A 25453-nucleotide genomic window follows, 5' to 3' on the forward strand; every position below is an offset into this window, starting at 1 on the left:
GAAACAACGCAAAACACTTTTCTTGTATCCTTTTGCAGTCTTTTCGTTTGCCTAGTGACTGAAAAAACAGGGTCAAATCCCCCTTGTCACCACGTTAATTATTGCGTAGCGGAGATCAGACCCTAATGAATCGAAAGTCCTTTTCGTAGGCTGTTGCCAATTGTGCAAGCTTTTTCGGCAGATTTGATTAGTTTGTTTTTATATTCATCTGAAAAATACTCAGGAAGTGTTACATCTCCATCTTCCATACATTTTTCAAACCTCGAGGGGCTATCACTCGCTTTGATCGCCTGAACATCAACGGAAACTTCATCATCTTTCACTTCCATTCCGTCTCTTTGCACCATTTTATGAAGGGTAATGGTGATACACAAAGCTAGAGATGCTTCTAACAGTTCCTTTGGATTAAGACCAGTTAAATTAGGCTTGAAACTACCCTCTACTTGAAATCCTTTTTCATTATAAACCCCAACTCTTCCTTGCTCTTTTTTTATTATCGTCATGTTATCCCCTTCTTATTTTCTAAACACCGTTAATGCAATGTTTTCATTCGTACAAATGACAAGTTACAAAATGATCGGGCTCGATTTTCTTTCGTTTTGGGACTTCACGCTTACATATATCCATAGCAAACGGGCACCTCGTATGAAATTTACACCCAGTAGGCGGGTTTAACGGAGACGGGATTTCACCTTTTAATACGATACGTTCTCGATTACGCTCATTTTTCGTACGTGGTACTGCCGAAAATAACGCTTGTGTATAAGGGTGAAGTGGGGACGAAAACAAGTCGTCAGTCGGAGCTTCCTCCACGATTTCTCCTAAATACATCACCCCAATTCGATCAGAAATATGACGTACCACGCTAATATCATGCGTAATAAAGAGATACGCTAAATCCATTTCCGTCTGCAACTGTTTTAGGAGGTTTACCACTTGGGATTGAATGGATACATCAAGTGCTGACACGGGTTCATCACAGATCACTACTTTTGGTTCCATTACCAAAGCCCGAGCCAAACCTAGACGTTGTCTTTGTCCGCCCGAAAACTCATGCGGAAAGCGGTAATAGTGCTCAGGTCCCATTCCAACTTTATCTAAAATATCAAGTACACGCTCCCTACGTTCTTTTTGATTACCGACCCTATGGATGTGTAAAGGTTCCTCTATCGTTTTGCCTATCCGTTTCCGGGGATTTAAGGAAGAGAACGGGTCTTGAAAAACCATTTGTACATCTTTTCGAAATCGTTGAAGCTTTCTTTTAGGTACTTGAAAAATATTTTCGTTTTGATAAAAGACTTCGCCGTCCGTTGGCTCTGTCAAGCGCAAAATGGCCCTTCCTGTGGTGCTTTTTCCACTTCCGGATTCTCCCACCAATCCATATGTCTCTCCTTCCACTAACCGGAAAGAGACGTCATTCACTGCTTTAACTTGACCTTTTACTCCCCCTAGGCGCCCCCATTGACCAGTAACAGAAAAGTACTTTTTCACATGTTGAACCGAGAGAAGGGGTTCTTTTTGTTTATTCTCATGAAGGGACATGATTATCCTCCTCTTCTCGATTAATTTTTTCATAATGCCAACAACGAATCTTTTGTTTCCCTTCAAGACTCCTTAATTCAGGTGCCTTTTCTCTGCATAAATCATCCGCAAATGGACAGCGTGAGGCAAAACGACACCCCTTAGGAACGTTATCTAATGAAGGTACCGTCCCTTCGATGACATGAAGGAACTCTGTTCGGTCACCATCTAGCTGCGGAATCGATTTCATTAACCCTTTCGTATACGGGTGTAATGGGTTTGAAAATAGACTTTCTGTATCGGTTTCCTCAATAATTTGTCCAAGATACATTACGACAACCCGCGTACAAATTTCTGATACCACACCTAAATCATGGGTAATGAAAATAACGCCCATTCCTAATTGTTGATTCAGCTCTTCAATAAGGTCTAATATTTGTGCCTGAATCGTTACATCTAATGCGGTAGTAGGCTCATCTGCAATTAATAACTTAGGTTGACAAGAGAGTGCTATGGCAATGAGGACGCGCTGTTGCATCCCCCCTGACAGCTGGTGGGGATATTCATTCACACGCTTCTCGGGCTCAGGGATGCCTGTAATCCGCAACATTTCAATCGCTTTTCTGTGAGCATCTTTTTTAGAAATAGTCTGGTGTAGCAAAATCGCCTCTTTTATTTGGTCACCAATTGTATAGACCGGATTCAACGAACTGAGTGGATCCTGGAAAATCATCGAGATATCATTTCCGCGGATTGTTTGCATCTTTGCTTTAGGTAAATCTAAGAGGTTCGTGCCACTAAAATGAATGGCACCCTCATGCTCGGTAGTATACGTTTCATCAAATAATCGCATGATAGACTGAGACATAACGCTTTTTCCACATCCAGATTCTCCCACGACCCCAAGAATCTCGCCTTCATCCACATCAAAGCTTACCCCATCTACGGCAGTCACGCGCCCCTTCTCTGAGTGAAAATGGGTTTTTAAATCCTTCACTTCCAAAAGAGGTTGTTGTTCCATGATGTCCCCCCTCATTTATCTATCTTCTTCCTTAATTTTTTATTTTTACTCGTAGCATGTGGATCGATAAAATCTCGTAATCCATCACCTAGTAGATTTAAACCTAATACCGACAGGGCAATGACAAAACCAGGAAAGACGACCATCCACCATGCCTTGAAAACAACTAACTTCCCAGCAAATAAAATGTTTCCCCAACTTGGATCCGGAGCTGGAACACCGGCACCTAAAAAACTAAGGGCGGCTTCAGATATAATGGTCTCGGCAAATACAAAAGTTGCTTGCACCACCAATGGCGAAATCGTATTCGGAGCAATATGACCCCAGATAATTCGGAAGCTGATTGCCCCCTGGACACGCATTGCTTCAATGTACATTTGCTCTCGGACAACTAAAGCAGAAGAACGAACAACACGCGCAATGTTGGGCGTAAAAACAATACTTAAAGCGATGATAACATTGAGCACAGACGGTCCGAGAGCTGCCATTAATGCAATCGCCAGAAGGATTCCAGGAATAGCCATGAGTCCGTCACAAATCCGCATCAATATATGATCCAAAAATGTGTAATAACTAGCATAAAGTCCAATAATCATCCCGAAGACCGATGAAATAATCGTAACCGCCAACCCGACACCCATCGAAACTTGAGCCCCATAAACAATACGGGTTAACAGGTCTCGCCCATAGTCATCTGTCCCTAATATATGGTCTCCACTAGGTGCTTGCAGTCGTTCCGTTACAACCATCCCATATGGGTCATATGGCATGAGGAATGGGCCAATAAACGCAACTAATGTTAGGAAAAGAAAAATAGCAGAGCCAGTCACAAGTAATTTATTATTAAAAAATCGTTTGTTATTTAGTTGACGTTGTTCTTTTTTTAGATTAGATTTAATCGTTTGAAAGTCATCCGTTTTGTTTGCTGCTTCCATCCCTAACCCCCCTCTTTACTTACGCTCCAGCCGTACCCTGGGATCAATCACACCGTAAAGTAAATCAACAATGAGATTGACAAAAACATAAATCAACGTAACGAATAAAACGACCCCTTGTATGACGGCAAAATCTCGCCGTTCAACGGAATTAATAATTAATTGACCGATACCAGGAATATTAAATATCGTTTCAACGACTACTGCTCCTGCTACCAATGTCCCAAACGACTGACCGATTATTGTAAGAATGGGAAGAAAGGCATTGCGAAGTGCATGTTTAAAAACGAGTTTGAACTCCTTGACACCTTTAGAACGTACAGATTTAATATAGTTTGTATTTAAAACGTCCAACATTGAAGATCGCGTCATCCGAACGACAAGAGCAGCTTGGATAGCCCCTAATGAAATGGCCGGCATGATTAAATATTGAAAATGTGCCCATAGCCCTTCATTTAGTGGTTCATACCCAGCGACAGGTAACCATTGTAACTGAACGCCAAAAAGCAGCATGAATAATAATCCCAGTAGAAAGCTTGGAACAGCCATTCCCAATAACGTAGCTACCATCAACGATTGATCTGTAACAGATCCTCTTTTATAGGCAGCTAAGATCCCAACCGGAATCGCGATGATTAAAGCTATGATTTCCGCTAAAATAGCAAGGGAAAGTGTTGGGCCTAAATGACTTAAAATCGCCTCCGTAACAGGCTCATCCATAAAATAGGACGTCCCAAAATCTCCTTGAAGTACACCACTGATCCAATTGATATATTGCTGGTGGATTGGCAGATTTAGTCCCATTTCTTCACTTAACGCTTCAACCTGTTCCTCTGTTGCTTCTAATCCTAAAATGACAGCAGCTGGATTACCAGGCGTTAAATGTACAATCAAAAAAATAGCTAAGGAAACAATAAATAGTACGGGAATTAGCGAAACGATTCGTTTAACGATATAGGCCAGCAAAGGAGACCCCCTCCTTTTTGACTATCAAAGTTTGTAGTTCTACAGACGATATGGTAGATTCTTGTTTTCGCATGATGGTTTCAGCTGATGAACGATAAGGTAATCCTCCATTGACGGTTACAATGGAGGATCTATCTCACTCAATAACCTTCGTATTCCAAATAATAGGGGCTTCGAATACATCAAAATCTTCAAGTTTATCTGATGTAGCAACGAGACTATTATAGTGACCAATGACAGTTGAAGATAGATTGTCATATAAATGACCTTGTAACGTTTTCCAATGTTCACTTGCTTCCTCGTCTGACTCCGCTCCTCTTATTTTTTCAAGTAATTCCGTTACCTTTTCGTCCTCTAAGCCTGCCCAGTCAGACGTTACAGCTAACAACTGTGGTGGTGTTAAGTTATATCCATTACTTGTTATAAAGATGTCCCATTGCTCTGGATCATTTTTCCGCTCTAAGAAAGTCGGAAAATCAAAGTTTGCAACTTCCACGTTCATCCCTAACTGTCTTAATTGTTCTTGAACCACGATGGTTGCGTCGTACATTTCCGCGTAGTCACTTGTGGTTAGTAACGTTATTTCTTCCCCATTATATCCCGTTTCTTCTAACATCGTCTTAGACTTTTCCAAATCACCTTGGTTATAGGTGCTACTACCTGCATCTGTTTGCCATTGCGTCTGATCAGGATTCATGTAACCTGGATCTAAGGAAAAGAGTTCTTCATCCACATAGCTTGCCAACATAATTTCATCCATATTTAATGCCGTATTAACCACTTGTCTCATCTCAACATTAGCGAGTGGCCCTTCATTGGTGTTAAAGAACATCGTAAGGGTACCCCCAGCATATGGATGTACGTTAACGTTGTCCATAGTATTTAATTGTTCATAGTTTTCAATAGGAACATTGTCAACAATATCATATTCACCTGTTTGAATCCCGGAAATTCGGGTCGAATGGTCGGTTACAAAATGATAATAAACATCATTTACAAATGCTTCTTTCTTACCGGCAAATCCACTTGATTCTTGCTCAAGAGCTTGATAATCTTCATATTTTACCAGGTGTATGTATTGGTCTTGCTTCCACTCTTCCAATTTAAATGGTCCCGTACCGATATATTCGGAAACGCCTTCAGAATCAGCTGATTCAATAACTTCTTTCGGCATAATCGCCGGGAATTGCGTTTGGGCCGCCATAATGGTCAAAACATCAGATGAGCTTTCTTCTAAGTTCAGAACGACTGTATAAGTATCCTCCTCTTCAAAGTTAGCATCGCTTAGCAGATTATTCGCGCGCGAGGATACTTCTAACCAACGATTCATTGAAGCCACGACATCCTCGGCGTTCATTTCTTCACCATTATGGAATTGGACGCCTTCTCTTAAATTGAAAGTATATGTTTTTCCATCTTCACTAACATCAATTGATTCAGCTAACATTGGAACGGTTTCATAATCCTCATTTAACGTAACAAGGGTTTCAAACACATTTCCTCCTATGTCAAGGGCTACTTGCGACACAGTCATTGCTGAATCAAGTGTTGGTGGTTGGGCCGTTACAGCTATATCCATTTCATCCTCATAGTTATGGTTACTTTCAGATGCTTCTTCTGAGCTATCGGTATCTGTTTCACTACTGTTACTGCAGCCAATAAACGAAGCAGCGACAATCATTAATAAAATAAGTGCGCTTATATGTTTTAATTTCACGAAAAAATTCCTCCCCCACATAAAAATCTTATTTTCCTATAACCTGCCTTTTATAACCACTTGTCTCAAAACCCAACCTAATTGATATATTTTATAGGATATGTTGGATATTATCACTACATACGAATATTGTCAATCAATTGGATCAAGACTTTAACATAAAAATACTTAACTTTTTACTCCAAAATTTGGTGGGGGGATTTCAGTTATACCATTCTAGCCAATTAAAAAGCTGCAAACCTCTTCATAAGGCTTACAGCTCTTCATACCACTTGCAGTCTAATCCCATTCAAACGGCGTCTCCTGATAAACATAATAGTTCAGCCAGTTGGAAAATAACAAATGGCTGTGTGAACGCCATCTGTGAGGTGGCCGCTCATTGATATCATCATTTGGAAAATAGTTTTCCGGTATGGGCGTATCCACTCCTCTTTCATGGTCACGTTCATATTCCTCGGCAAGGGTCGTGGCATCGTATTCCAGATGGCCGGTGATCATGATGTTTTTGGCATCGTTGGACATGATGATAAACGGTGCACCTTGTTCGGAGACAGACAACAGCGTCAAATCCGGATTGGCCTCGATTGCCTCTCGTGATACACTGGTAAACCGTGAGTGCGGGGCATGGAAAATGTCATCAAACCCGCGCACAAGTTTGACGGTTGGGTCAGCAATTTGATGTTCATAAATGCCAAAACACTTTCCAGGGAGTTCATATTTTCGAACCCCATAATGATAATACAGACCCGCCTGGGCTCCCCAGCATATATGTAAGGTGGACGTGACATTCGCGGCAGCCCAGTCCATAATTGTCGTCAGTTCATCCCAGTAGGTGACATCCTCAAACGCTATCTGTTCGACTGGTGCTCCTGTTATGATCAGCCCGTCAAAACGCCGATTTTTGACCTCTTCAAACGTTGTATAAAAATTATCCAGGTGATGTGGACTCACATGTGTCGGCCGGTGTGTCGCCGTCCGGAGAAAACTGATATTAACCTGCAGCGGCGTGTTCCCCAGCAGACGCAGCAGTTGCAGTTCCGTGCGTTCTTTTTCCGGCATCAGATTTAAGATCAATATATTAAGAGGACGGATATCCTGCGTCTGGGCTCTGTCCTCATCCATAACAAAAATTTTCTCCTGTTTTAAGGCATCACTGGCAGGCAATTCTTTTGACACATTAATTGGCAACTGACATCACTCCTTTTTTAAAAGATAAGAAAGTATAAAATTTTGGACGATATTTTCAATGCCGAAATCGGCTAACTCGCCGATTTCTTCCAATCCGACTTCTGACCTCTGGCATCTGAAAAGACGCGTCAGCGTTTTTTCTTAGATGAATACTTACCATTATAGAACCGATTGACAGGCATGGCAACCATCTGACAGAAAAATTAATACAGACGTGACATCGTGGATTAAAACGTTTTCCGTCCATAACGTGACATGATACCCTATAAGCAGAAAAACAATGCAGGGAGTGGACAGCGTATGAGCAAGATCATTCGAATGCTTGATAGCAGTGATACTACGCATTTCGAAGCGATGGATACAGGTATTGAGTTTGACTATATCCCCCATATATTTGACAAGCTCACGACGGGAGATAACCGATTATACGGTTTATTTCTTGACGGACAAATGGTCAGCATGAGCGGGTATTCCATTTATTCGAGCCGTTACGCCATGCTTGGACGGTTACGGAGCGACCGGCGTTTCAATGGGTATGGCTATGCCACGGAATTAATGGCTTATGTGATGAATGAAGCATTTAAGCCCGGTAGCATTCATTGGGTAGGAGCGAATACGGAAGAAGATAATCTGCCGGCACAGCGGGTGCTGGAAAGAATCGGCTTGACACCCTATGTCACATTACATGGGGCGCTCACAAAAGATCCGTCTACGTTTGAATCAGGTGCTCATCCGTGGCAACCTATCACTGATCTGGCGCGCAAACGGGAATGGGTGGACAAGTATTACGCCCAAACCGGCGCTGTTTTCCCGTATGAGTGCTATTACCCATTTCCCGGGTCAACCGATTTGTTTCAAGACGACGATTTAAAGCAGTGGTCTTTTTATGAAAATGCGTCCCAAACACGGTTTCTAATCACCAAGTACGACCAGAAAAAGCATCATTATTTGCATGCTGTCTATCCGTGGCACGATATCGCGTTACAGCCAGGATTGTGGGAAACGATTGCCCGGGATTACTGGGAGCTCAAGCAGAAGACAGACGACGACACATACATATGGATGGATTTAACCAGGGAAGAGGCACAGACGCTTCCAGCCGGCCATCCATTTGAGCTGCCTTCCCCATGGGTGTTATACGGAATAAACAGGGTAACGTGGAAGGGGAAAGCAAATAGTGCTGGCATGATTGGATAACCTTCAAAGAGGCTGAGAAAAAGATCAACAATACACTCCTTTGAGTGGAGGAAATATGCGTAGACTCCTGCGGGAGGAAAGGCTAGGTGAGACCCCGCAGTGCGACGAGCGAAACATCCACCGAGTACACTGCGAGTTGCGAGGAGTGCTGCTTCACCGTAAACACTTGCAACACGACGAGCACAAAGCAAAGCTTCACCGAGTACGCTTCAACCTGCGAGGAGTGCCGCTTCTCCGAGAAACTTGCAACACGACGAGCACAAAGCAAAGCTTCACCGAGTACGCTTCAACCTGCGAGGAGTGCCGCTTCTCCGAGAAACTTGCAACACGACGAGCACAAAGCAAAGCTTCACCGAGTACGCTTCAACCTGCGAGGAGTGCCGCTTCTCCGAGAAACTTGCAACACGACGAGCACCCAGCACGAGGAGGCTCACCAGCCGCCCACGGAAAGCGACGAGCGAAACATCCACCGAGTAGGCTGCGAGTTGCGAGGAGTGCCGCTTCATCGAAAAAATTGCAACACGACGAGCACAAAGCAAAGCTTCACCGAGTACGCTTCAACCTGCGAGGAGTGCCGCTTCTCCGAGAAACTTGCAACACGACGAGCACCAAGTATATTTCCGGGCGGGGTATATTATCATTTTAGTTATGTCCCAACCTCGTTTTGTCTAAACAATGGTTTCACTCCTGGGAACTGGATGGAAATAGAGTATAGGACCATGAGTACAGAAAGTCAACCGCGAAAACAATTCCCCAAACCATCCCGATGCCGTAAACCGTTTCATTGGCATACGGTGAATCGATTGCAGTACCGGATTCGATCCATGATAAATCCGTCAAGTACCCCAGCATTTCTTCAAGACTGTCCGTTCCGTAAGTCCAAAATATGCCCTGTACCACCGCAAATACGATTAAATGCGCCATCGAACTCCAGCGGTACTTCCTCGCTATAACCTTAGGATCTTTATTCCTTTCCATGATGCGATAGTCTTTCTCAGTTAACAGTTCCACTCCGCGCCACCGGCCAATTGTTTTCCGCATCCACCGGTCCAGTTTCATAAAATCAAAAACACCAAATGTACAGGCATAAAGGACAAAAATCGTAATGATAATTTGAAATGTTGAAACTTCTCCAGTTTCTCGGTAGATCAGAATGGCCAGCAAAGCTTCAATTGCAAGCAGGATAAGAAAAGCAAGTAAAAACATCAGGCTCAGCTGCCGCTTGCTCAACAGATAACGGACAACACCAAAAAGCAGCAATGCCACCATGGATAACACTTCAGCTATCACAAAAATCTCCCATTGGTAATCAATGATCAGCTTCATCAATCCGTCCCCCACAATTAATCTATCCTCAGTTTCCACATGTTTATGTCAAAAGTCAATGAATTTTTTAGATATAGAGGGATTTCGAATCAGTAAAAAGCCCGGGCTATGGTTGCCTCACCATAACCCGGACTTTGCAGTTTTTGTGATTTACTCCGTCAGCAGTGGATAATAGCCTTCTTCATTATGTGTTTCTGTTCCGACAAGTGGCGGATTGAACACACAGACCATGCGCATTTGCGTTTTGGCACGCAAAATATGTTTATCATGCTCATCCAAAAGATACATCGTGCCGGCCTGGATATCATACATGTCACCGGTTTCCACCTTTTCGATGGTACCTTCCCCTTCGATACAGTAAACCGCTTCGATGTGGTTTTTATACCAGAAATAATTTTCTGTACCGGCTTTAATGATCGTGTCGTTCATGCTGAAGCCGACACCATCTTTTTTTAGGATAAATCGGCGGCTTGACCAATTTTCGCCAGAAGTTTCGTCTTCTGTCCCAATCAAATTTTCAAGTGATTTTACAATCATTTGCTGTCCCTTCCTTCTTTTTGTCTGCTTTATTGATTAGCCAAGTGCTGCTTTAATACTTTCATCCAAAATTGCGAGTCCTTGTTTGATACCTTCTTTATCTATCATAAGTGGAGGGAGAAATTTGACAACTTCATCATTCGGACCGGATGTTTCAACAATCAGACCGCGCTGGAACGCTTCCGCACAAATGTCATCCGTCAGCTCGGGTTTTTCGACGGCGATGCCCTGCATCAGACCTCTGCCGCGGTGATGGGCTTCAAGTTCGGGATATTTGTCAATAATGGCTTGTGCGCCTTTGTGCAACAGCTTGCCCTTTTCCTGGATTGATTGGCTAAAGTCCGCTGTTTCCCAGTAAGCGAGCGCTTCTGTTGCCGCAACGAATGCCAGGTTATTTCCACGGAACGTACCATTGTGCTCGCCCGGACCCCACTGATCATATTCCGACTTGATCAACGTGAGTGCCATTGGCAGACCGGCGCCGCCGATTGATTTGGAAAGACAGACGATGTCCGGATCGATTTCAGCCGGCTCAAAGCTGAAAAATGTACCGGTTCTGCCGCACCCTGCCTGGATATCATCGACAATCAGCAAAATGTCCCAACGTTTACACAGGTTATCCACTTTTTTCAGCCATTCCATGCTGGCTGCGTTAATACCGCCTTCACCCTGAACCGTTTCCAGAATAATCGCTGCCGGCAGGGCAACACCGCTTCCTCTGTCTTCCAAAAACCGTTCCAGATAAACGATCGTATCCTGGTTTTCCACGTAATCGTCAAATGGCATGGATACGGAATGATGTAGTGGAACACCTGCGCCATGTCGCTTGAACGAATTGGCCGTTACGGAGAGTGAACCAATTGTCATACCGTGAAACGCGTTCGTAAAGCTGATAACCGTATCACGGCCGGTTACTTTTCGGGCGATTTTCAAGGCACTTTCCACCGCGTTTGTTCCGGTAGGCCCCGGAAACATCACTTTATAATCAAGGTTTCGGGGTTCAAGGATGACGTCCTTAAACCGTTCAAGAAACGTCTTTCTTGACGTCGTTCCCATGTCAAGGCTATGAAGGATGCCGTTATTCCGGATGTAATCAATCATTTTTTCCTGCATGATGTCGTCATTATGGCCATAATTGAGTCCACCGGCACCTGCAAAGAAATCAATATATTCGTTTCCATCAGTATCCCAAATTTTATATCCCTTAGCTTTTTCAAAAACGGTTGGCCAGCCACGGCTGTAACTTCTCACGGTTGATTCCAGTTCCTCAAATGTTTTCATTTTGTTATCTTCAATAACTGTTGTTGTCACCATTTCACCCTTCCACTAGAATTTTTTCTTTTTGAACAGGTCCAATCTTAAACAATCGTTCATCTTCATGACCTTCTTTTGGAAAATCATTCGATGTAAAATAGTCATGAATCACACATTTGGTACGCAGCTTTTTCGCAAGTCCTTTAAACAGTTGCTGTGATGCTATATTTGACGGAGACACCGTCGCCTCCACATAATTGACATCTTCACAGCCCTCACGTTTGAGCAGCTGATATAGCATGCGTGTTGCCAACCCATTACCACGCTCTGATTCATCAACAGCCACTTGCCAGATAAATAGTGTGTCCGGCTGATCAGGATGGATAAATCCTGAAATGAAGCCTACAATTTCCCCCTCGTTTTCCACGACAATCGATGTTTCGGAAAAAATTTCACACCACATCAGGTAGCTGTAAGATGAATTAAGATCCAGAACGCCGGTATGCTTAATCAATTCCCACACGTCTGCTCCATCATCTTTTGTGGGCTTGCGAAACCCCAAATCGTCGTCTTCCGTTTCTTTCGTCTTCGTCATGACTTGATTACCGCTGTTTAAGATGATTCCACCTCCAAAGGTTTTTGTAAAAGCATTCTTTTTAAGAATAAAGTGAATAATTCTATTCGTCAAAACGAATTAAACACGGTCACGTTTGTTTAAACATGTTCAAGTATCGTCTGCGTAAAATAAACGGCCTTAAAGTAAAAAAAGCTTCCATATAATTGCAAATAAGCAGGTGTTTCAAAATATGAGCCGATTTGCCGGCCTTTGAAAAGACAAGCGGTGTGCGCTTGTCTTCACATTCCCATGGGTTATAAAATTTTATTTAAAAATTCTTGTGTGCGCTCCGACTGTGGATTGGAAAAGAGTTGATCCGGTACACCTTCTTCAACGATCACACCTTCGTCCATAAACAAGACCCTGTCCCCCACTTCACGGGCAAATCCCATCTCATGGGTGACGACAAACATCGTCATGCCCTCATTGGCCAGCTGTTTCATGACGGCCAGCACCTCGCCGACTAATTCAGGGTCCAGTGCTGATGTCGGTTCGTCAAACAGCATCATCTTCGGCTCCATTGCCAGCGCACGGGCAATCGCCACCCGTTGCTGCTGTCCTCCCGACAATTGCTGCGGATACTGGTCAGCTTTATCTGCCAGACCGACTTTTTCCAACAATTTGAGACAACGCGCGCGCGCTTCGAGGTTACTAAGTTTACGCACTTTCTGTGGCGCAAGCATCAGGTTTTCGATCACTTTTTTGTGTGGAAAAAGATTAAATTGCTGAAAGACCATCCCCACTTCTGTCCGCACCATATTGATATCTGTTTTCGGATCATTTATATGATAGCCGTCGACAATCACCTCACCGCTTGTAATCGGTTCCAGCATATTTAAACAGCGCAGGAATGTGCTTTTACCAGATCCACTCGGGCCGATCACACAAATAACCTCTGACGGCTGAATCGTACAATCGATCCCTTTCAATACCTCTGTGTCCCCGAAGCGTTTGTGCAAATCGTTCACTTCAATCATTGAATATCCAATCTCCTTTCCATCCGCTGCAGAATGACGGACAATGTCAATGTGATCACCAGATAGAAGACAGCAACCGTTGTGTAGATTTCAACGGCATTAAAATGGTTGGCTGCAATTAGGCGCCCCTGGAAAATTAATTCGGGAACGAGTATGACCGATAACAGCGAGGTATCCTTGATACTGATGATAAACTGGTTGCCAAGCGGCGGAATCATCCGCTTGAATGCCTGGGGCCAGATAATATAACGCATAGCTTGTCCATGATTCAACCCGAGCGAGCGGCCTGCTTCCATTTGCCCTTTATCGATTGACTGAACGGCACCACGCACAATTTCCGCGATATAGGCACCTGAGTTTAAGGCAATCACAATAATACCGGCCGTTATCGATTCAAGCTCAAAGCCAATAATAAGCGGAAGGGCATAATAAATCCATATAGCCTGTACCAGAACCGGTGTGCCCCGTATGACTTCGATGTATACTGTGGAAATGGCGTGAATGAATTTATTTCTGGCGACCCGCCCCATCCCGAATATGCCGCCTAAAATAAATCCGATTACAAGCCCGACAACAGAGATTAATAATGTATAAAGTAAACCCGTCAGAAGCTGCGGTAAAAAATCGACAACACCTGCCCAATTAAATCTCCCAATCATTTGACCACCTCTTTGGAAAACTTGGCTTAACGCCTTTTTTGTGACGAAACCCCTTGTCGCCTTTATGCAGATAGACGTTCCCCACTACCAAATAAGAAGAACTAAGACCTATCAATACTGATGGCGACGATAAGCCTTAGTTCTTTTCGGTTTTTGGATTATCAGACGTTTTCTTGACTCATGTTATTCGGGTTTTTTGCCAAACCATTTTTCATAAATCTCGTCGTATGTTCCATTATCCCTCATCTCAGCTAGGGCATCATTGATGGCGGCCACCAGTTCTTCCTGGTCTTTAGCAATAGCGATGCCATAGTCCTCAGCCTGATATAAGTCCCCTACAACTTTAAGCCCGTCACCTGTCGTCTGAATATAGTAGTTTACGTTCGGGGCATCATACAAAACAGCATCATCACTTCCGTTTTCAACAGCCAAATAAGCCTGGTCGAGCTGTTCATAAGGGCTCGCTTCGGCATCGTCAATATTTTCGTCGATGTATGCCGCACTTGTGGAACCAAGCCGGGTAGCGATCGATTTTCCTGCGAGGTCTTCAATACCATTAATATCATCGTTGTCGCTTGGTACCCCAATTGCCAGACCCGACTCATAATAAGGATCGCTGTAATCGATCTTCTCTTTGCGATCCTCGGTAATACTAATGCCGGCGATCGCAATATCAAACGATCCTGTCTGCAATCCTGGAATAATGCCGTCAAAATTGGTCACTTCCAGCTCAATATCAAATCCCGCCTCATCAGCAACAGCGTTGATTAAGTCAATATCAAACCCAACATATTCGCCATCTTCTTCAAACTCAAATGGAACAAATGATGAATCGGTGGCCACCGTATACGTATCCGCCAATTCACCATCACCTGACCCTTCCGCCTCGTCAGATCCACAGGCTGCCAGCAGGCTGACCAGGCCTATCAGAAGTATGGTAACACCCATCAATTTCCAATATTTTCTATTCAATGCATTTCCCCCTCTGAATTTTGATAATTTAAAAATAATAATACCAATCGATACTGAATTTAGATAATTTGTCCAAACTGATTTTTTTGTGCTTTGAATGGTAAAAGCCTGTTTATAGGTATCTATACAAGCCTATGTTAGGGGTTGCGCTAAAATGCTAATGATTTGATAAGCGGTGGGAAAAATATGATACTCGGGACAGTAGAAGCCGGCCGCAAAAATGATCCGGCCGTTCTGATCAAACAACACAAAATGACACCGTGTCACATTCATATGACATGCTACCGATTCGCCTGCGTTGTGTTATGCTCCCATACGTTTATGGCGGACGGGTCCGATTGATAATATGTTTTCTGTTTTGAACGTTCTTATTTTTTGGCGTGAGAAACAGAACGCTTTCACTATGTTCTTATTAATGCCGAGTACACGTATTATCCTGTGACTTGATTGATTGTCGGCGTCAAGGTAAATCATTTCAAGCTTCTGTCTGGTTTGTATAGCATTTTTGAGCAAACGATCCATGTCAGACACCCTCCCATAAGAACCTTTGTTCGCATTATACCACAAACCCATTATAAGTCAAACAAATGTTCTTATTAAATTACCCTGATCAAAAAACCGCAAACCTTCTTATACAAGGCTTGCGGTTTCTCTCATACATGATGTCCCCCTATGCTTCACCATCATTCATATCCAGAATGATCTTCCCGATGTTTTGATTATCTTCCATATGTTGGTGAGCTTCATTTGCCTCTTCAACCGGAAAGGTACGGTCAATAATCGGACGGATTCTTCCCTGCTTAAAATAGTCTGTGACAACGCCGGCAAATTCCTTGCTCAACGCCGCCTTATAGGCATCACTTCTTGGTGTCAGCAATGTCCCTGTCAACTGTATGTACTTGGACATGATCGACATTAAATTAACCTTCGACAGTTCACTGCCGCCAAGCACCCCAATCAGAACCCACCGGCCGGCTTGTTTGATGCTTGCCAAATTCATGTCCCAGTAATCAGCACCAATAAAATCAAGAATCAGATCCACACCCTGTCCATCTGTTGCTTGCCGGACTTCCCCATCAAACGACTGTTCTTTATAATTGATGAGAATATCGGCTCCCAGGTCACGGCAAACTTGCAATTTTCGTTCCGATCCGGCCGTCACAATCACCTTCGCATCACGAAGCTGTTTGGCCAATTGAATGGCAGCCGTTCCGACACCACTCGCCCCCGCATGGATTAAAACCGTCTCCTGGTGCTGTAATTGACCAATCCAAAATAAGGTTTGATAGGCTGTCAGAAACACTTCCGGAATAGCAGCCCCTTCCGCAAACGATAATGCTTCAGGGATTTTCATCGCTCGGTCAACCGGCATCACCGCGTATTCGGCATACCCGCCGCTGTTAACAAGCCCCATCACTCTGTCACCGACCGCAAACGACTGGCTGTCATTTGCATCCACAACCGTGCCAGCCACTTCAACGCCCAAAATCGGGTTCACAGCATAGCCCGATCTACCTTTCCTGTTCAGAATATCTGTCCGATTCACCGCGGCATGATGAACCTTGATCAGCAAATCGTCGTGTCCCATTTCAGGTTTTGGCATATCATCCAGGACCAGCTCGTTTCGATTGTCCGTTTGTTTAACGACAACACCTTTCATGCAAATCCCCCCATTACATTTTCACTATGGGTATAGCGTGACATATCAACTTCAGCCAATCAATCATACGTACTTAATAACAACAAAATCATTCGTCGCTACCACTGTCCTCTTCTGAATCTCCTTTTTCTTCCCCATTCGTTTGCACATCGTCAAGGTCAAGCCAGGAGAGCATTTCGTGGACGACCGTATTGATTTTGTCATCCACCATATCACTGCCGTATTTAATTTTCGCGCGTTCAATCTTGTCGAGAACATCATCCTGAAAATGAATCACCGGATCATCCGCTTCCAAATTGTTGAACAAGTCTAGGATGTCATCCAATGCTTTATCAAACCGTTTTGTTTCCAATTCAGTCGCCTTCATTGTCATCACCCGTTTATAGCGTCTCCAAGCAGACGAAATAAATGAGTATTTCCAGCGCGCAGCATTAACGTTGTGTTCGTTGATAAATAAGCCGGAAATACTGATAAAATGACAAAACGCGCTGATCAAGGATTCTTAAGTGAAATGGGATTGGAACGCTTTTAGTGAAGCTATATTAATAATAAAAAGCCGTCAATCCTTTTTAGCAGATTAACGGCTTCTCATCTAGGCATATTTATCTTATATATCATACGACAACTTCCTTAAACGTTTTATACTTTACCAGCTTGCTTTTTTCAAACCCGGAACTTGACCTTTATACGCAAATTCCCGTAAACAAATCCGGCAAAGTTTAAATTTGCGATATACCGAATGCGGTCTGCCGCAATGCTCACAGCGCGTATATTCACGCACAGCAAATTTTTGATGTTTGTACTGTGATGTCTTTGCTTTTGTCGCCATGTTTAACCCTCCCTATAAGAAGATAGAAGAAAATCATAGCAGATTCAACAGTGGCCTTTCAAATGTAACTTTTTCCATGGGCTTTCCCCCGTCTTAACCCACAAAAAGCCTGCCAGTTCTGCATGCAAACTGACGGCTTTGAAACGCTTATTTCAACTTATTCACATATTGACGCTTATCATCGGCCATACCTGTCAGACAAATGTCGGCAGGGTCACGATCGATATCCAGTTCAACCGTTGATCCGTCCGTCGGCAGCGTCTCTTCAAAAATCGTTTCATATTCCGGAACTGTTATCTCGGTCCGGGACGAAAACAGCCGATGGTGCTGTTCAACATACAGGTGCTCCTGATAACCTGGCTGCAATAGACCGGTAAAGAACTCACCTACTGCGCCCGATCCGTAACTGTACATACCAATTCTATCGCCCGCTTTCAGATCATCCGTCTGTTCAAGCAGTGACAGTAAACTCAAATACAATGAACCGGTATAAATGTTGCCGACATCCCGATTATATTCTGTACTTTGTTTATAGTTTGCCAACAGCCGCTCCTGCACATCATCCGTTCCGTCATCCAAAATGGTTTTCAGTGCTTTATAGCCCATCTTTGTGTAAGGCAAGTGATAGCACATCGCGGCAAAGTCATTCAATTCCATACCGGTTTTTGCTTTATATTGTTCCCACACGTTGGAAAAGAATGCGATGTATTGCTCATTGGACAATTTACCATCCGCGAAAGCCTTGTCCGAATACACCGGGCGCCAAAAGTCCATAATATCGGACGTGAAATAGACACTTTGATCCTCGAGAGCCATGATGTGAGGGTCGGCGCTGATCAGTAATGCCACCGCGCCAGCGCCCTGTGTTGCTTCACCCGATGTGTTCAAGCCATACCGCGCAATGTCGGATCCCAACACAAGCACTTTACTGTCAGGGTTCATCATAATGTGCCCTTTGGCCATTTGGATACCGGCTGTCGCGCCATAACAGGCCTGCTTCACTTCAATTGCCCGAGCATACGGATTCAGTCCCAGAAGCTCATGAACATAAACTGCTGCCGACTTGGAACTGTCAACGCCTGTCTCCGTCCCGAAAATGACAAAGTCTATCGCTTCCTTATCAGTTTCATCCACTATTTCCAACGCTGCATTGGCTGCCAGTGTTACCGCATCCTGTGTCATCGGTGGGACAGCCATTTTATCCTGACCAATGCCGATCGTAAATTTATCCGGATCCACATTCCGGCTGTCAGCCAGCTTGGTCATATCCAAATACAAATGGGGCGCGTAAAAACCTAGTTTATCAATTCCTATTTTCAACTTGTGTCACCTTTTCGTTTAAATTCTGCTCTTTATACAACTTTTTGTAAGCTACATTGTAACTGCTTCCATTCGAAAATTCTATTATAACATAATGTAAAATAAGCGAAACGATTTTTTCTACTTTTTTAGCTTTATGATCATAGATAGTCCGCTTTTCTCCAATCTATTATCGACACAAGAAGCCTATTCTTGTAACGTAAAATTCGTGTATATTGTTGCCGGAATGCTCCCCGTCAAACCCGTATAACAATACCGTTATGTCGAGTTTTTCAGTCTAAATTTGGTATCATACATATTGGTATCCGCTATCGTGACTAATGCTTTTAAACAAGTAGCATCTGAAGGATATGTCGATTTACCAATCGAAACAGACAAATTATCTATATGATGACTATTTAACCTGCTTTTAAAATCATTTATTTTTTTAAACATGACATGCTCGTCAGAAAAGAAGGTTAGAATAAGGAACTCGTCTCCACCCCATCTTGCCACAGTATCTTTTTTTTCGAAGGAATCACGTAGACGTTTAGAAACGTCCTCTAACACGTTATCCCCGATGGCATGTCCATATGTATCATTAATTTCTTTAAACTCATTTATGTCTACCATAATAACCGAGATATTTAATTTTCTCTTATTAGCATAACTGACTATCTTAGGAAACTTATTCATAACATAGCGTCTATTATATGCGCCTGTTAGAGGGTCAATCGTTGATATATTGACATATTTATCATATTGTTTCCCAAGATACCAAGCTAAAATTAATATAAGAATTGCTGGCAGCGGAATAGAATGAGGTACTTGCCCAAAGTGGCTTTCGACTGTTTTCCTAATAAAAAGAAGGATTGCACTAACAAACAATACACTAATAATTCTACCTCGGTACCTCAATTTGCTTTCCACCTCGCAGTCAATAATGTCGTTATTTCTCAAACTCGGACAAAAATTCAAATGTCGTTAGAAAATGCAACCTTCTTTCCAGATAATAGAACACTTTTGGCAAAGCCTCAAGTATGAAGAAGTTTGTATAAAGGACGATGGCACGTCAAAAAAAGCAAGCCAAAGATTCGACGTTATATTAGCGATATTTCCAACAACTTTTCAGTTAAAAAATGATTATCTTTCACAAACCCCAATAAGCCTTTTGTATGTCCGCCGCCCGCTGAACAGCTTCCTTCTGATGCGGATAAATCGGTCCTTCATGAAATCCCTGATCGAACGGGTCTTCCACTTGGCTGTGCACCCCACGCAATGCCTCAATCACTCGCAAGGTGCAGAATGGAACATAAGCTGTACTGTACCCGCCTTCATGACAGGCAATTAACCGCCCTTGGCTATGTTTGTCAGCCAATTGTTTAATGCGCTCGCTCATCCTGAAATAGCCGTCCGCCGTTACCAGCATTCTACCTATCGGGTCAAAGCGGCTGGCATCTTGTCCCGCTGACACAAAAATCAATTCGGGAGCGTATTGTTCAATAATCGGTTCAATTAAGTGGTCGAAAGCATAAAGATATCCCTCATCACCGGTTCCGGCCGGCAATTCAATATTGACATTATATCCTTCGCCGTTGCCTTTTCCGGTATGCGTTATGTCACCGCGACTTTTCGGGAAAATGTTTTCCTGATGAACGGAGATAAACAACACATCTGAATCAGCTGCAAATGCTGCCTCTGTTCCGTTGCCATGGTGAACATCCCAGTCCAATATCAGGATACGTTTCAATCCATATTTTCTTCGAGCGTACTTAGCCGCAATTGCCACATTATTAAACAGGCAAAAACCCATCCCCTCATCAGGCTCTACATGATGACCAGGTGGCCGGACAAGCGCATAAGCATTCTGAACTTTCTCTTCCATCACCGCATCAACTGAGGTCAGCACACCACCTGCCGATTTTAAAGCGATTTCATAGGAATCCGGCCCAACAATCGCATGAACCCCCGCGTCACCTCCACCAGCATCACTCAATTTCTTAATCCGATCAATATACGGCCTACTGTGATTCATCCCTACTTCCTCCCGGGTTGCCGATCTTGGAGCGACTTGCTGCAGTTCATCCATATACCCGGAACGCTCAAGCAAATTCTTAACACGGCGCTTCGATTCCGGATTTTCCGCATGGGTGTCCGCTTGAATCCACCCGCCGGACCGTAAATTCAAAGCACCATTACCGGTTTGATGCCAAAAATAGCTCTCATCACATATGAAGCCTGTTGCCGCTGACATGTTATCCGCCTCCATTCAGAGTAGTTGCCCGTTTTCATCTTATGACGGACTTAGATTCATAGATTTTTAACTGAAATGCATTGACGTATACTAGTCATTAGTATATGTACTCTGCTTATACAGATCAATCATTTATGATGAAAAATTTATTATTAAAACAACGCCCCCAAAACCCATTTTCACGCGATTATAGTTAAAAGCGTCCCGACTCACGTTTTAAATAATAACTGTTTTCTAAGGGATTGTTGCTTTTGTCATACATTTTGGAATGACAGCTGATAGCAGTTGACATATACGTAGGCACTTGTGGCAAAACGACGCGCTACTCCATCCTCTGAGTAAGCTCCAAGTTGTAAGGCGCGTAACCATCACCGAAAAGAGTCTAAGTAAGATAATCTGCTTCACTACTATAATCGAAAAAATACTCATTTAGGGGGCGTTTTTTATAATATTTGATTACGCTTTGAGATACTCAACCAAATCCGTTCTGAGAAGCAAGTTATTTTAGAATTGGTATAAAATAGAACGTCTGCGGCAATAATTATATAACGACAATGTTCACATAATATTACATTTTCTCTATTGAAAAGTCCTGAAATTTATATGAGAATAAGTCTGGATCGAAAATTATTATAGGAATGAGGAGGACATATAAATGTCGTTAATTGGAAAAGAAATAGCACCTTTTAAAGCACAGGCTTTCAGAGAAGGCGATGATTTTATTGAGGTTACTGCGGAAGATCTGAAGGGTCATTGGAGTGTTGTTTGCTTTTACCCGGCAGACTTTTCATTCGTTTGTCCAACAGAGCTTGAAGATTTACAGGATCAATACGCAAAATTGCAGGAACTCGGTGTCGAAGTCTATTCCGTTTCAACAGACAGTCATTTTGTCCATAAAGCATGGCATGATCATTCAGAAGCAATCAGCAAAATTACATATACCATGATTGGTGATCCTTCTCACGACATTTCCCGCAACTTCGATGTTTTAATCGAGGAAAAAGGTGTCGCCGATCGTGGCACGTTCATCATCGACCCGGATGGTGTTATCCAGGCTGCTGAAATTAATGCTGATGGTATCGGCCGTGATGCAAGCACACTTATCGATAAAATCAAAGCAGCACAATATGTGCGCAAGAATCCTGGTGAAGTTTGCCCAGCCAAATGGCAAGAAGGAGAAGAGACACTCAAACCAAGCCTTGATCTTGTAGGTAAAATCTAAGGAGTTCGATAAATCATGTTGGATTCGGATATCAAATCACAACTGAAGCAATATCTTGAGTTTTTGGAAGGCGATATCGTCCTTAAAGTTAGTGCCGGCTCAGATAATGTATCGAAAGAAATGCTGGAGCTGGTGGATGAACTAGCAACAATGTCTTCCAATATAAAAATTGAAAAAACAGAATTGAAACGAACACCAAGTTTCAGTGTCAATCGTCCAGGCGAGGACACCGGGATTACGTTTGCCGGTGTTCCTTTAGGCCACGAATTCACGTCATTGGTACTGGCATTAATCCAAGTGAGCGGCCGGCCGCCAAAAGTGGAGCAGAGCGTCATTGACCGGATCAAAGCTATTGAGGACGAGTATCATTTTGAAACGTATGTCAGCTTGAGCTGCCATAACTGCCCTGTTGTTGTTCAGGCATTAAACATCATGAGTGTGCTGAACCCTCGCATTTCGCATACCATGATTGAGGGTGGCGCTTTCAAAGGTGAAGTGGACAGCCAAAACATCATGGGCGTTCCAACCATCTTCTTAAACGGTGACGAATGGGGCAGCGGCCGTATGGAACTTGACGAAATCCTTGCCGCATTAGGCAGTGGCCCGGATGCCTCGGAATTTGAAGGTAAAGACCAATTTGATGTCCTTGTGGTAGGCGGCGGTCCAGCCGGTGGCAGTGCTGCCGTTTACGCTGCACGTAAAGGCATCCGGACAGGCATTTTAACTGATCGCGTGGGCGGCCAGGTGCTCGATACAAATGCCATTGAGAACTTTATCAGTGTCAAACAGACGGAAGGCCCTAAACTGGCAGGGAACCTTCACGAGCATGTGGAAGATTATAATGTTGACGTGATGAATCAGGTGCAAGCAACAAATATCGAGAGGAAAGATAACCATATTGAAGTCGAACTGGAAAATGGTGCTGTTCTGCAAAGTAAAACAGCCATCCTTTCCACAGGTGCACGCTGGCGCCAGATCGGGGTCCCAGGCGAAAAGGAATTTAAAAATAAAGGTGTTGCCTATTGCCCACACTGTGATGGACCACTGTTTGAAGGCAAGCATGTCGCGGTTATTGGCGGTGGAAACTCCGGTGTGGAAGCGGCCATTGACCTTGCAGGCATTGTGAAACATGTGACCGTCCTTGAATTTGCATCAGAATCAAAAGCTGATTCCGTGCTGCAGGACCGTCTTTACAGTCTGCCTAATGTGACATTTATTACGAACGCCCAAACAACAGAAATCACCGGTGACGACACAGTGACTGGTCTGACGTACAAGGACCGTATAACTGAAGAAAATCGTCATATTGAATTGGAAGGCGTGTTTGTTCAAATTGGCCTTGTACCAAATACTGAGTGGCTCGACGATTCGATTGAGCATACAAAAACTGGTGAAATTGTTGTCGATAAAAAGGGTGCGACAAGTGTACCAGGCATTTTTGCTGCCGGCGACTGTACAGACAGTGCCTATAAGCAGATTATCATCTCAATGGGACAAGGTGCGACAGCCGCTTTAGGCGCGTTTGATTATTTAATCCGAAATACAACACCATCCAAGAGTGGTGCAACCATTTCTTAGGACTATTGAATCGTCGCTTATTACATCAAGTAGTAAGCGACGAATTTTTTGCTATTGTAATAACCACAAATAACGCCTAATCCCGTATATTATTACGCTAAATTAATCAACCATTACCGCTTCCTTTAGCTTCTTCAGTTCACTTCCTAAGAAATTAGCGACCTCTAACATGCTGTATTTCTCGCTTTTAGCTTCAGCCTAAAAATCGGTAACCAAAAAACCGTCATCTCATACGTCCCACTCTCCCATTAATGTATTTAAAAACAAAAAACGCTTTCAGGATATGAAAAGCGTTTATGATCCATAAGAAACTGGATAAAATATCCTTTACAACAAAACGGGGTATGTTATGATAGAAATATTAAATTAACAAATGATTCACACTAGGGGAGCTGTTAAACGGCTGAGAAGAACGAATCTCGTTTTGACCCTTATAAACCCGAACTGGATAATACTAGCGTGGGGGAAGTGTCGTCAGAGTTATTTACGATAACCAGACTGCATTCCCTTTGGGGATGCAGTCCTTTCTTTAAGCGACATAATCATTTAAGGTAAACGTGAATTTTCTTTAACAAAGGCTGTTATCTAAAAGGTTGTTGTCTTTGATACAAAACCCATAAACTGCGACGTAACTATTGGAAAGTCTTCCTCCAAGTCTATCGGGGCTGAGTGCTAGTTCGTCGCTGCGGAAAAATACTCGGTGCTCGTCGTGTTGCAAGTTTTTCGGTGAAGCGGCACTCCTCGCAACTCGCAGCCTACTCGGCGGATGTTTCGCTCGTCGCTTTCCGCGGGCAACGCTTCAGCTTCCTCGGAAGCAAAAACCGCTTCCTCGAAAAAGGAAACCACTTTTTCTTCGTGCGATGTAACGCTGCCGCAGCTTTCCTTGTCCTGCGGGATCTTCAGCTGTTGCTTCGACGAACAGGACGTTCTAGTGTCGGCGTTGGTCACAGGACGTGACCGTTCTTAGCCGACGACCGCAGGAGTCGACAGCCCTCCGCTTCAATAACCCCACACTTGCGAAGGAAATACAATTGGTGCTCGTCATGTTGCAAGTTTTTCGGTGAAGCGGCACTCCTCGCAGGTTGAAGCGTACTCGGTGAAGCTTTGCTTGGTGCTCGTCGTGTTGCAAGCTATTTCGGTGAGACATACGCTCCTCGCAGAAAAGATTGCTCGTCGCACTGCGGAGTCTCATCTAGGAGTCTTGGACATAACTGTATCGATTAATTCTAAAGATGAACATTACACTGCTTTAGCGGAGGAAATATACGTAGACTCCAGCGGGAGGAAAGGCATCGGTGAGACCCCGCAGTGCGCCAGCACGAGGAGGCTCACCAGCCGCCCGCGGAAAGCGGAGTATATTTCCGGAGCGAGTTTTATTCACCATCTTAAGTTCGTATTTTCCTGTAATAAAAATACTTTTGTCCAAGGTTGCTAGGCCTCTGCTCCCACAGGAATCTCCGCTAGTTTGGATTTACTAACTGTTAATTATGGTTGTAATAGTAAATCGCGTCACGCAACTTAACTAGTCCGGGTGAGTGGAGGGCGGTGACTCCTGCGGGAAAGCACGTGTCCGAAGACCCCGGAAGAAGCGTTCTTTGCTTCTGAGGAGTCTGAGACCGTGACCGCGGAAAGCATCCGCCCGAAACGATTCCGGACGGCGGGAATGACATGTACTTATAGAAAACAATCAAGCAGCAGTTACGTCGCAATTTATATCAACTGCGA

General features: G+C 43.6%; 24 protein-coding genes and 1 riboswitch. Of the genes, 3 read left to right on the forward strand and 21 right to left on the reverse strand.

Annotated elements, in window-relative coordinates:
* Nucleotides 1-122: 122 nt before the first annotated feature.
* The 7 genes from ACFQ4A_RS00290 to metA form a co-directional block, all read right to left on the reverse strand.
* Nucleotides 123-503, reverse strand: coding sequence for an OsmC family protein (locus tag ACFQ4A_RS00290; RefSeq protein WP_382396804.1), 381 nt, complete (start codon nt 501-503; stop codon nt 123-125).
* A 43-nt stretch (nt 504-546) separates the two neighbouring features.
* Nucleotides 547-1542, reverse strand: a complete 996-nt coding sequence (locus tag ACFQ4A_RS00295; protein ID WP_382396806.1) for an ABC transporter ATP-binding protein — start codon at nt 1540-1542, stop codon at nt 547-549.
* Complete coding sequence (locus tag ACFQ4A_RS00300; protein WP_382396808.1) at nt 1529-2542, reverse strand: ABC transporter ATP-binding protein; 1014 nt, start codon at nt 2540-2542, stop codon at nt 1529-1531. Before ACFQ4A_RS00300 ends, ACFQ4A_RS00295 begins: the two co-directional genes overlap by 14 nt.
* Before the next feature lie 11 nt (nt 2543-2553).
* On the reverse strand, nt 2554-3477 hold the full coding sequence (locus tag ACFQ4A_RS00305) for an ABC transporter permease (RefSeq protein ID WP_382396810.1): 924 nt from the start codon (nt 3475-3477) through the stop codon (nt 2554-2556).
* A 15-nt stretch (nt 3478-3492) separates the two neighbouring features.
* Entirely contained in the window at nt 3493-4443 is a 951-nt protein-coding gene (locus ACFQ4A_RS00310) for an ABC transporter permease (protein WP_382396812.1), read from the reverse strand.
* 136 nt (nt 4444-4579) lie between these two features.
* Complete coding sequence (locus ACFQ4A_RS00315) at nt 4580-6160, reverse strand: ABC transporter substrate-binding protein (protein ID WP_382396814.1); 1581 nt, start codon at nt 6158-6160, stop codon at nt 4580-4582.
* A 279-nt stretch (nt 6161-6439) separates the two neighbouring features.
* Nucleotides 6440-7348 carry a homoserine O-acetyltransferase MetA gene (gene metA / locus ACFQ4A_RS00320; protein ID WP_382396816.1) on the reverse strand — a complete coding sequence of 303 codons (909 nt, stop codon included), beginning with the start codon at nt 7346-7348 and terminating at the stop codon, nt 6440-6442.
* Nucleotides 7349-7648: 300 nt separating this feature from the next.
* On the opposite strand from metA, the gene ACFQ4A_RS00325 reads away from it, so the two are divergent.
* Complete coding sequence (locus ACFQ4A_RS00325) at nt 7649-8545, forward strand: GNAT family N-acetyltransferase (RefSeq protein WP_382396818.1); 897 nt, start codon at nt 7649-7651, stop codon at nt 8543-8545.
* 681 nt (nt 8546-9226) lie between these two features.
* Here the strand turns inward: ACFQ4A_RS00325 and ACFQ4A_RS00330 are convergent.
* The 14 genes from ACFQ4A_RS00330 to ACFQ4A_RS00395 form a co-directional block, all read right to left on the reverse strand.
* Nucleotides 9227-9871, reverse strand: a complete 645-nt coding sequence (locus ACFQ4A_RS00330) for a hypothetical protein (RefSeq protein ID WP_382396820.1) — start codon at nt 9869-9871, stop codon at nt 9227-9229.
* 150 nt (nt 9872-10021) lie between these two features.
* On the reverse strand, nt 10022-10408 hold the full coding sequence (locus ACFQ4A_RS00335; RefSeq protein WP_382396822.1) for an ectoine synthase: 387 nt from the start codon (nt 10406-10408) through the stop codon (nt 10022-10024).
* A 36-nt stretch (nt 10409-10444) separates the two neighbouring features.
* A complete protein-coding gene (gene ectB, locus ACFQ4A_RS00340; RefSeq protein ID WP_382396824.1) occupies nt 10445-11722 on the reverse strand; it encodes a diaminobutyrate--2-oxoglutarate transaminase in 1278 nt (425 codons plus the stop codon).
* Nucleotide 11723: 1 nt separating this feature from the next.
* Complete coding sequence (ectA, locus tag ACFQ4A_RS00345; protein ID WP_382396826.1) at nt 11724-12257, reverse strand: diaminobutyrate acetyltransferase; 534 nt, start codon at nt 12255-12257, stop codon at nt 11724-11726.
* Nucleotides 12258-12532: 275 nt separating this feature from the next.
* Entirely contained in the window at nt 12533-13255 is a 723-nt protein-coding gene (locus tag ACFQ4A_RS00350) for an amino acid ABC transporter ATP-binding protein (RefSeq protein ID WP_382396828.1), read from the reverse strand.
* Nucleotides 13252-13914, reverse strand: a complete 663-nt coding sequence (locus ACFQ4A_RS00355) for an amino acid ABC transporter permease (RefSeq protein WP_382396829.1) — start codon at nt 13912-13914, stop codon at nt 13252-13254. The genes ACFQ4A_RS00350 and ACFQ4A_RS00355 overlap by 4 nt, the downstream gene beginning before the upstream one ends.
* A gap of 183 nt (nt 13915-14097) precedes the next feature.
* Nucleotides 14098-14862, reverse strand: coding sequence for a transporter substrate-binding domain-containing protein (locus tag ACFQ4A_RS00360; protein ID WP_449280302.1), 765 nt, complete (start codon nt 14860-14862; stop codon nt 14098-14100).
* Nucleotides 14863-15189: 327 nt separating this feature from the next.
* Nucleotides 15190-15408 (reverse strand): hypothetical protein, encoded by a 219-nt coding sequence (locus ACFQ4A_RS00365; RefSeq protein WP_382396833.1) that lies wholly within the window; start codon nt 15406-15408, stop codon nt 15190-15192.
* Between the two features lie 148 nt (nt 15409-15556).
* A complete protein-coding gene (locus ACFQ4A_RS00370) occupies nt 15557-16546 on the reverse strand; it encodes an NAD(P)H-quinone oxidoreductase (RefSeq protein ID WP_382396835.1) in 990 nt (329 codons plus the stop codon).
* A gap of 88 nt (nt 16547-16634) precedes the next feature.
* Nucleotides 16635-16913 carry a hypothetical protein gene (locus tag ACFQ4A_RS00375; protein WP_382396837.1) on the reverse strand — a complete coding sequence of 93 codons (279 nt, stop codon included), beginning with the start codon at nt 16911-16913 and terminating at the stop codon, nt 16635-16637.
* Nucleotides 16914-17192: 279 nt separating this feature from the next.
* Nucleotides 17193-17375 (reverse strand): type Z 30S ribosomal protein S14, encoded by a 183-nt coding sequence (locus ACFQ4A_RS00380; protein WP_382396839.1) that lies wholly within the window; start codon nt 17373-17375, stop codon nt 17193-17195.
* A 147-nt stretch (nt 17376-17522) separates the two neighbouring features.
* The gene (locus tag ACFQ4A_RS00385) at nt 17523-18695 is read right to left on the reverse strand and encodes a hydroxymethylglutaryl-CoA synthase (RefSeq protein ID WP_382396841.1); all 1173 of its coding nucleotides are present in this window, start codon (nt 18693-18695) and stop codon (nt 17523-17525) included.
* 258 nt (nt 18696-18953) lie between these two features.
* Entirely contained in the window at nt 18954-19592 is a 639-nt protein-coding gene (locus ACFQ4A_RS00390) for a GGDEF domain-containing protein (RefSeq protein WP_382396843.1), read from the reverse strand.
* Between the two features lie 232 nt (nt 19593-19824).
* Nucleotides 19825-20928: a class II histone deacetylase gene (locus tag ACFQ4A_RS00395; protein WP_382396845.1), complete on the reverse strand. Its 1104-nt coding sequence runs from the start codon at nt 20926-20928 to the stop codon at nt 19825-19827.
* A gap of 655 nt (nt 20929-21583) precedes the next feature.
* Here ACFQ4A_RS00395 and ahpC point away from each other — a divergent pair.
* Nucleotides 21584-22150 (forward strand): alkyl hydroperoxide reductase subunit C, encoded by a 567-nt coding sequence (gene ahpC / locus ACFQ4A_RS00400; RefSeq protein WP_382396847.1) that lies wholly within the window; start codon nt 21584-21586, stop codon nt 22148-22150.
* Nucleotides 22151-22162: 12 nt separating this feature from the next.
* Complete coding sequence (gene ahpF / locus ACFQ4A_RS00405; RefSeq protein WP_382396913.1) at nt 22163-23728, forward strand: alkyl hydroperoxide reductase subunit F; 1566 nt, start codon at nt 22163-22165, stop codon at nt 23726-23728.
* A gap of 375 nt (nt 23729-24103) precedes the next feature.
* Nucleotides 24104-24212: riboswitch (TPP riboswitch) on the forward strand.
* The last annotated feature ends 1241 nt before the right edge of the window (nt 24213-25453 follow it).

Source organism: Lentibacillus salinarum (assembly GCF_042679865.1).
GTDB lineage: Bacteria > Bacillota > Bacilli > Bacillales > Amphibacillaceae > Lentibacillus > Lentibacillus salinarum.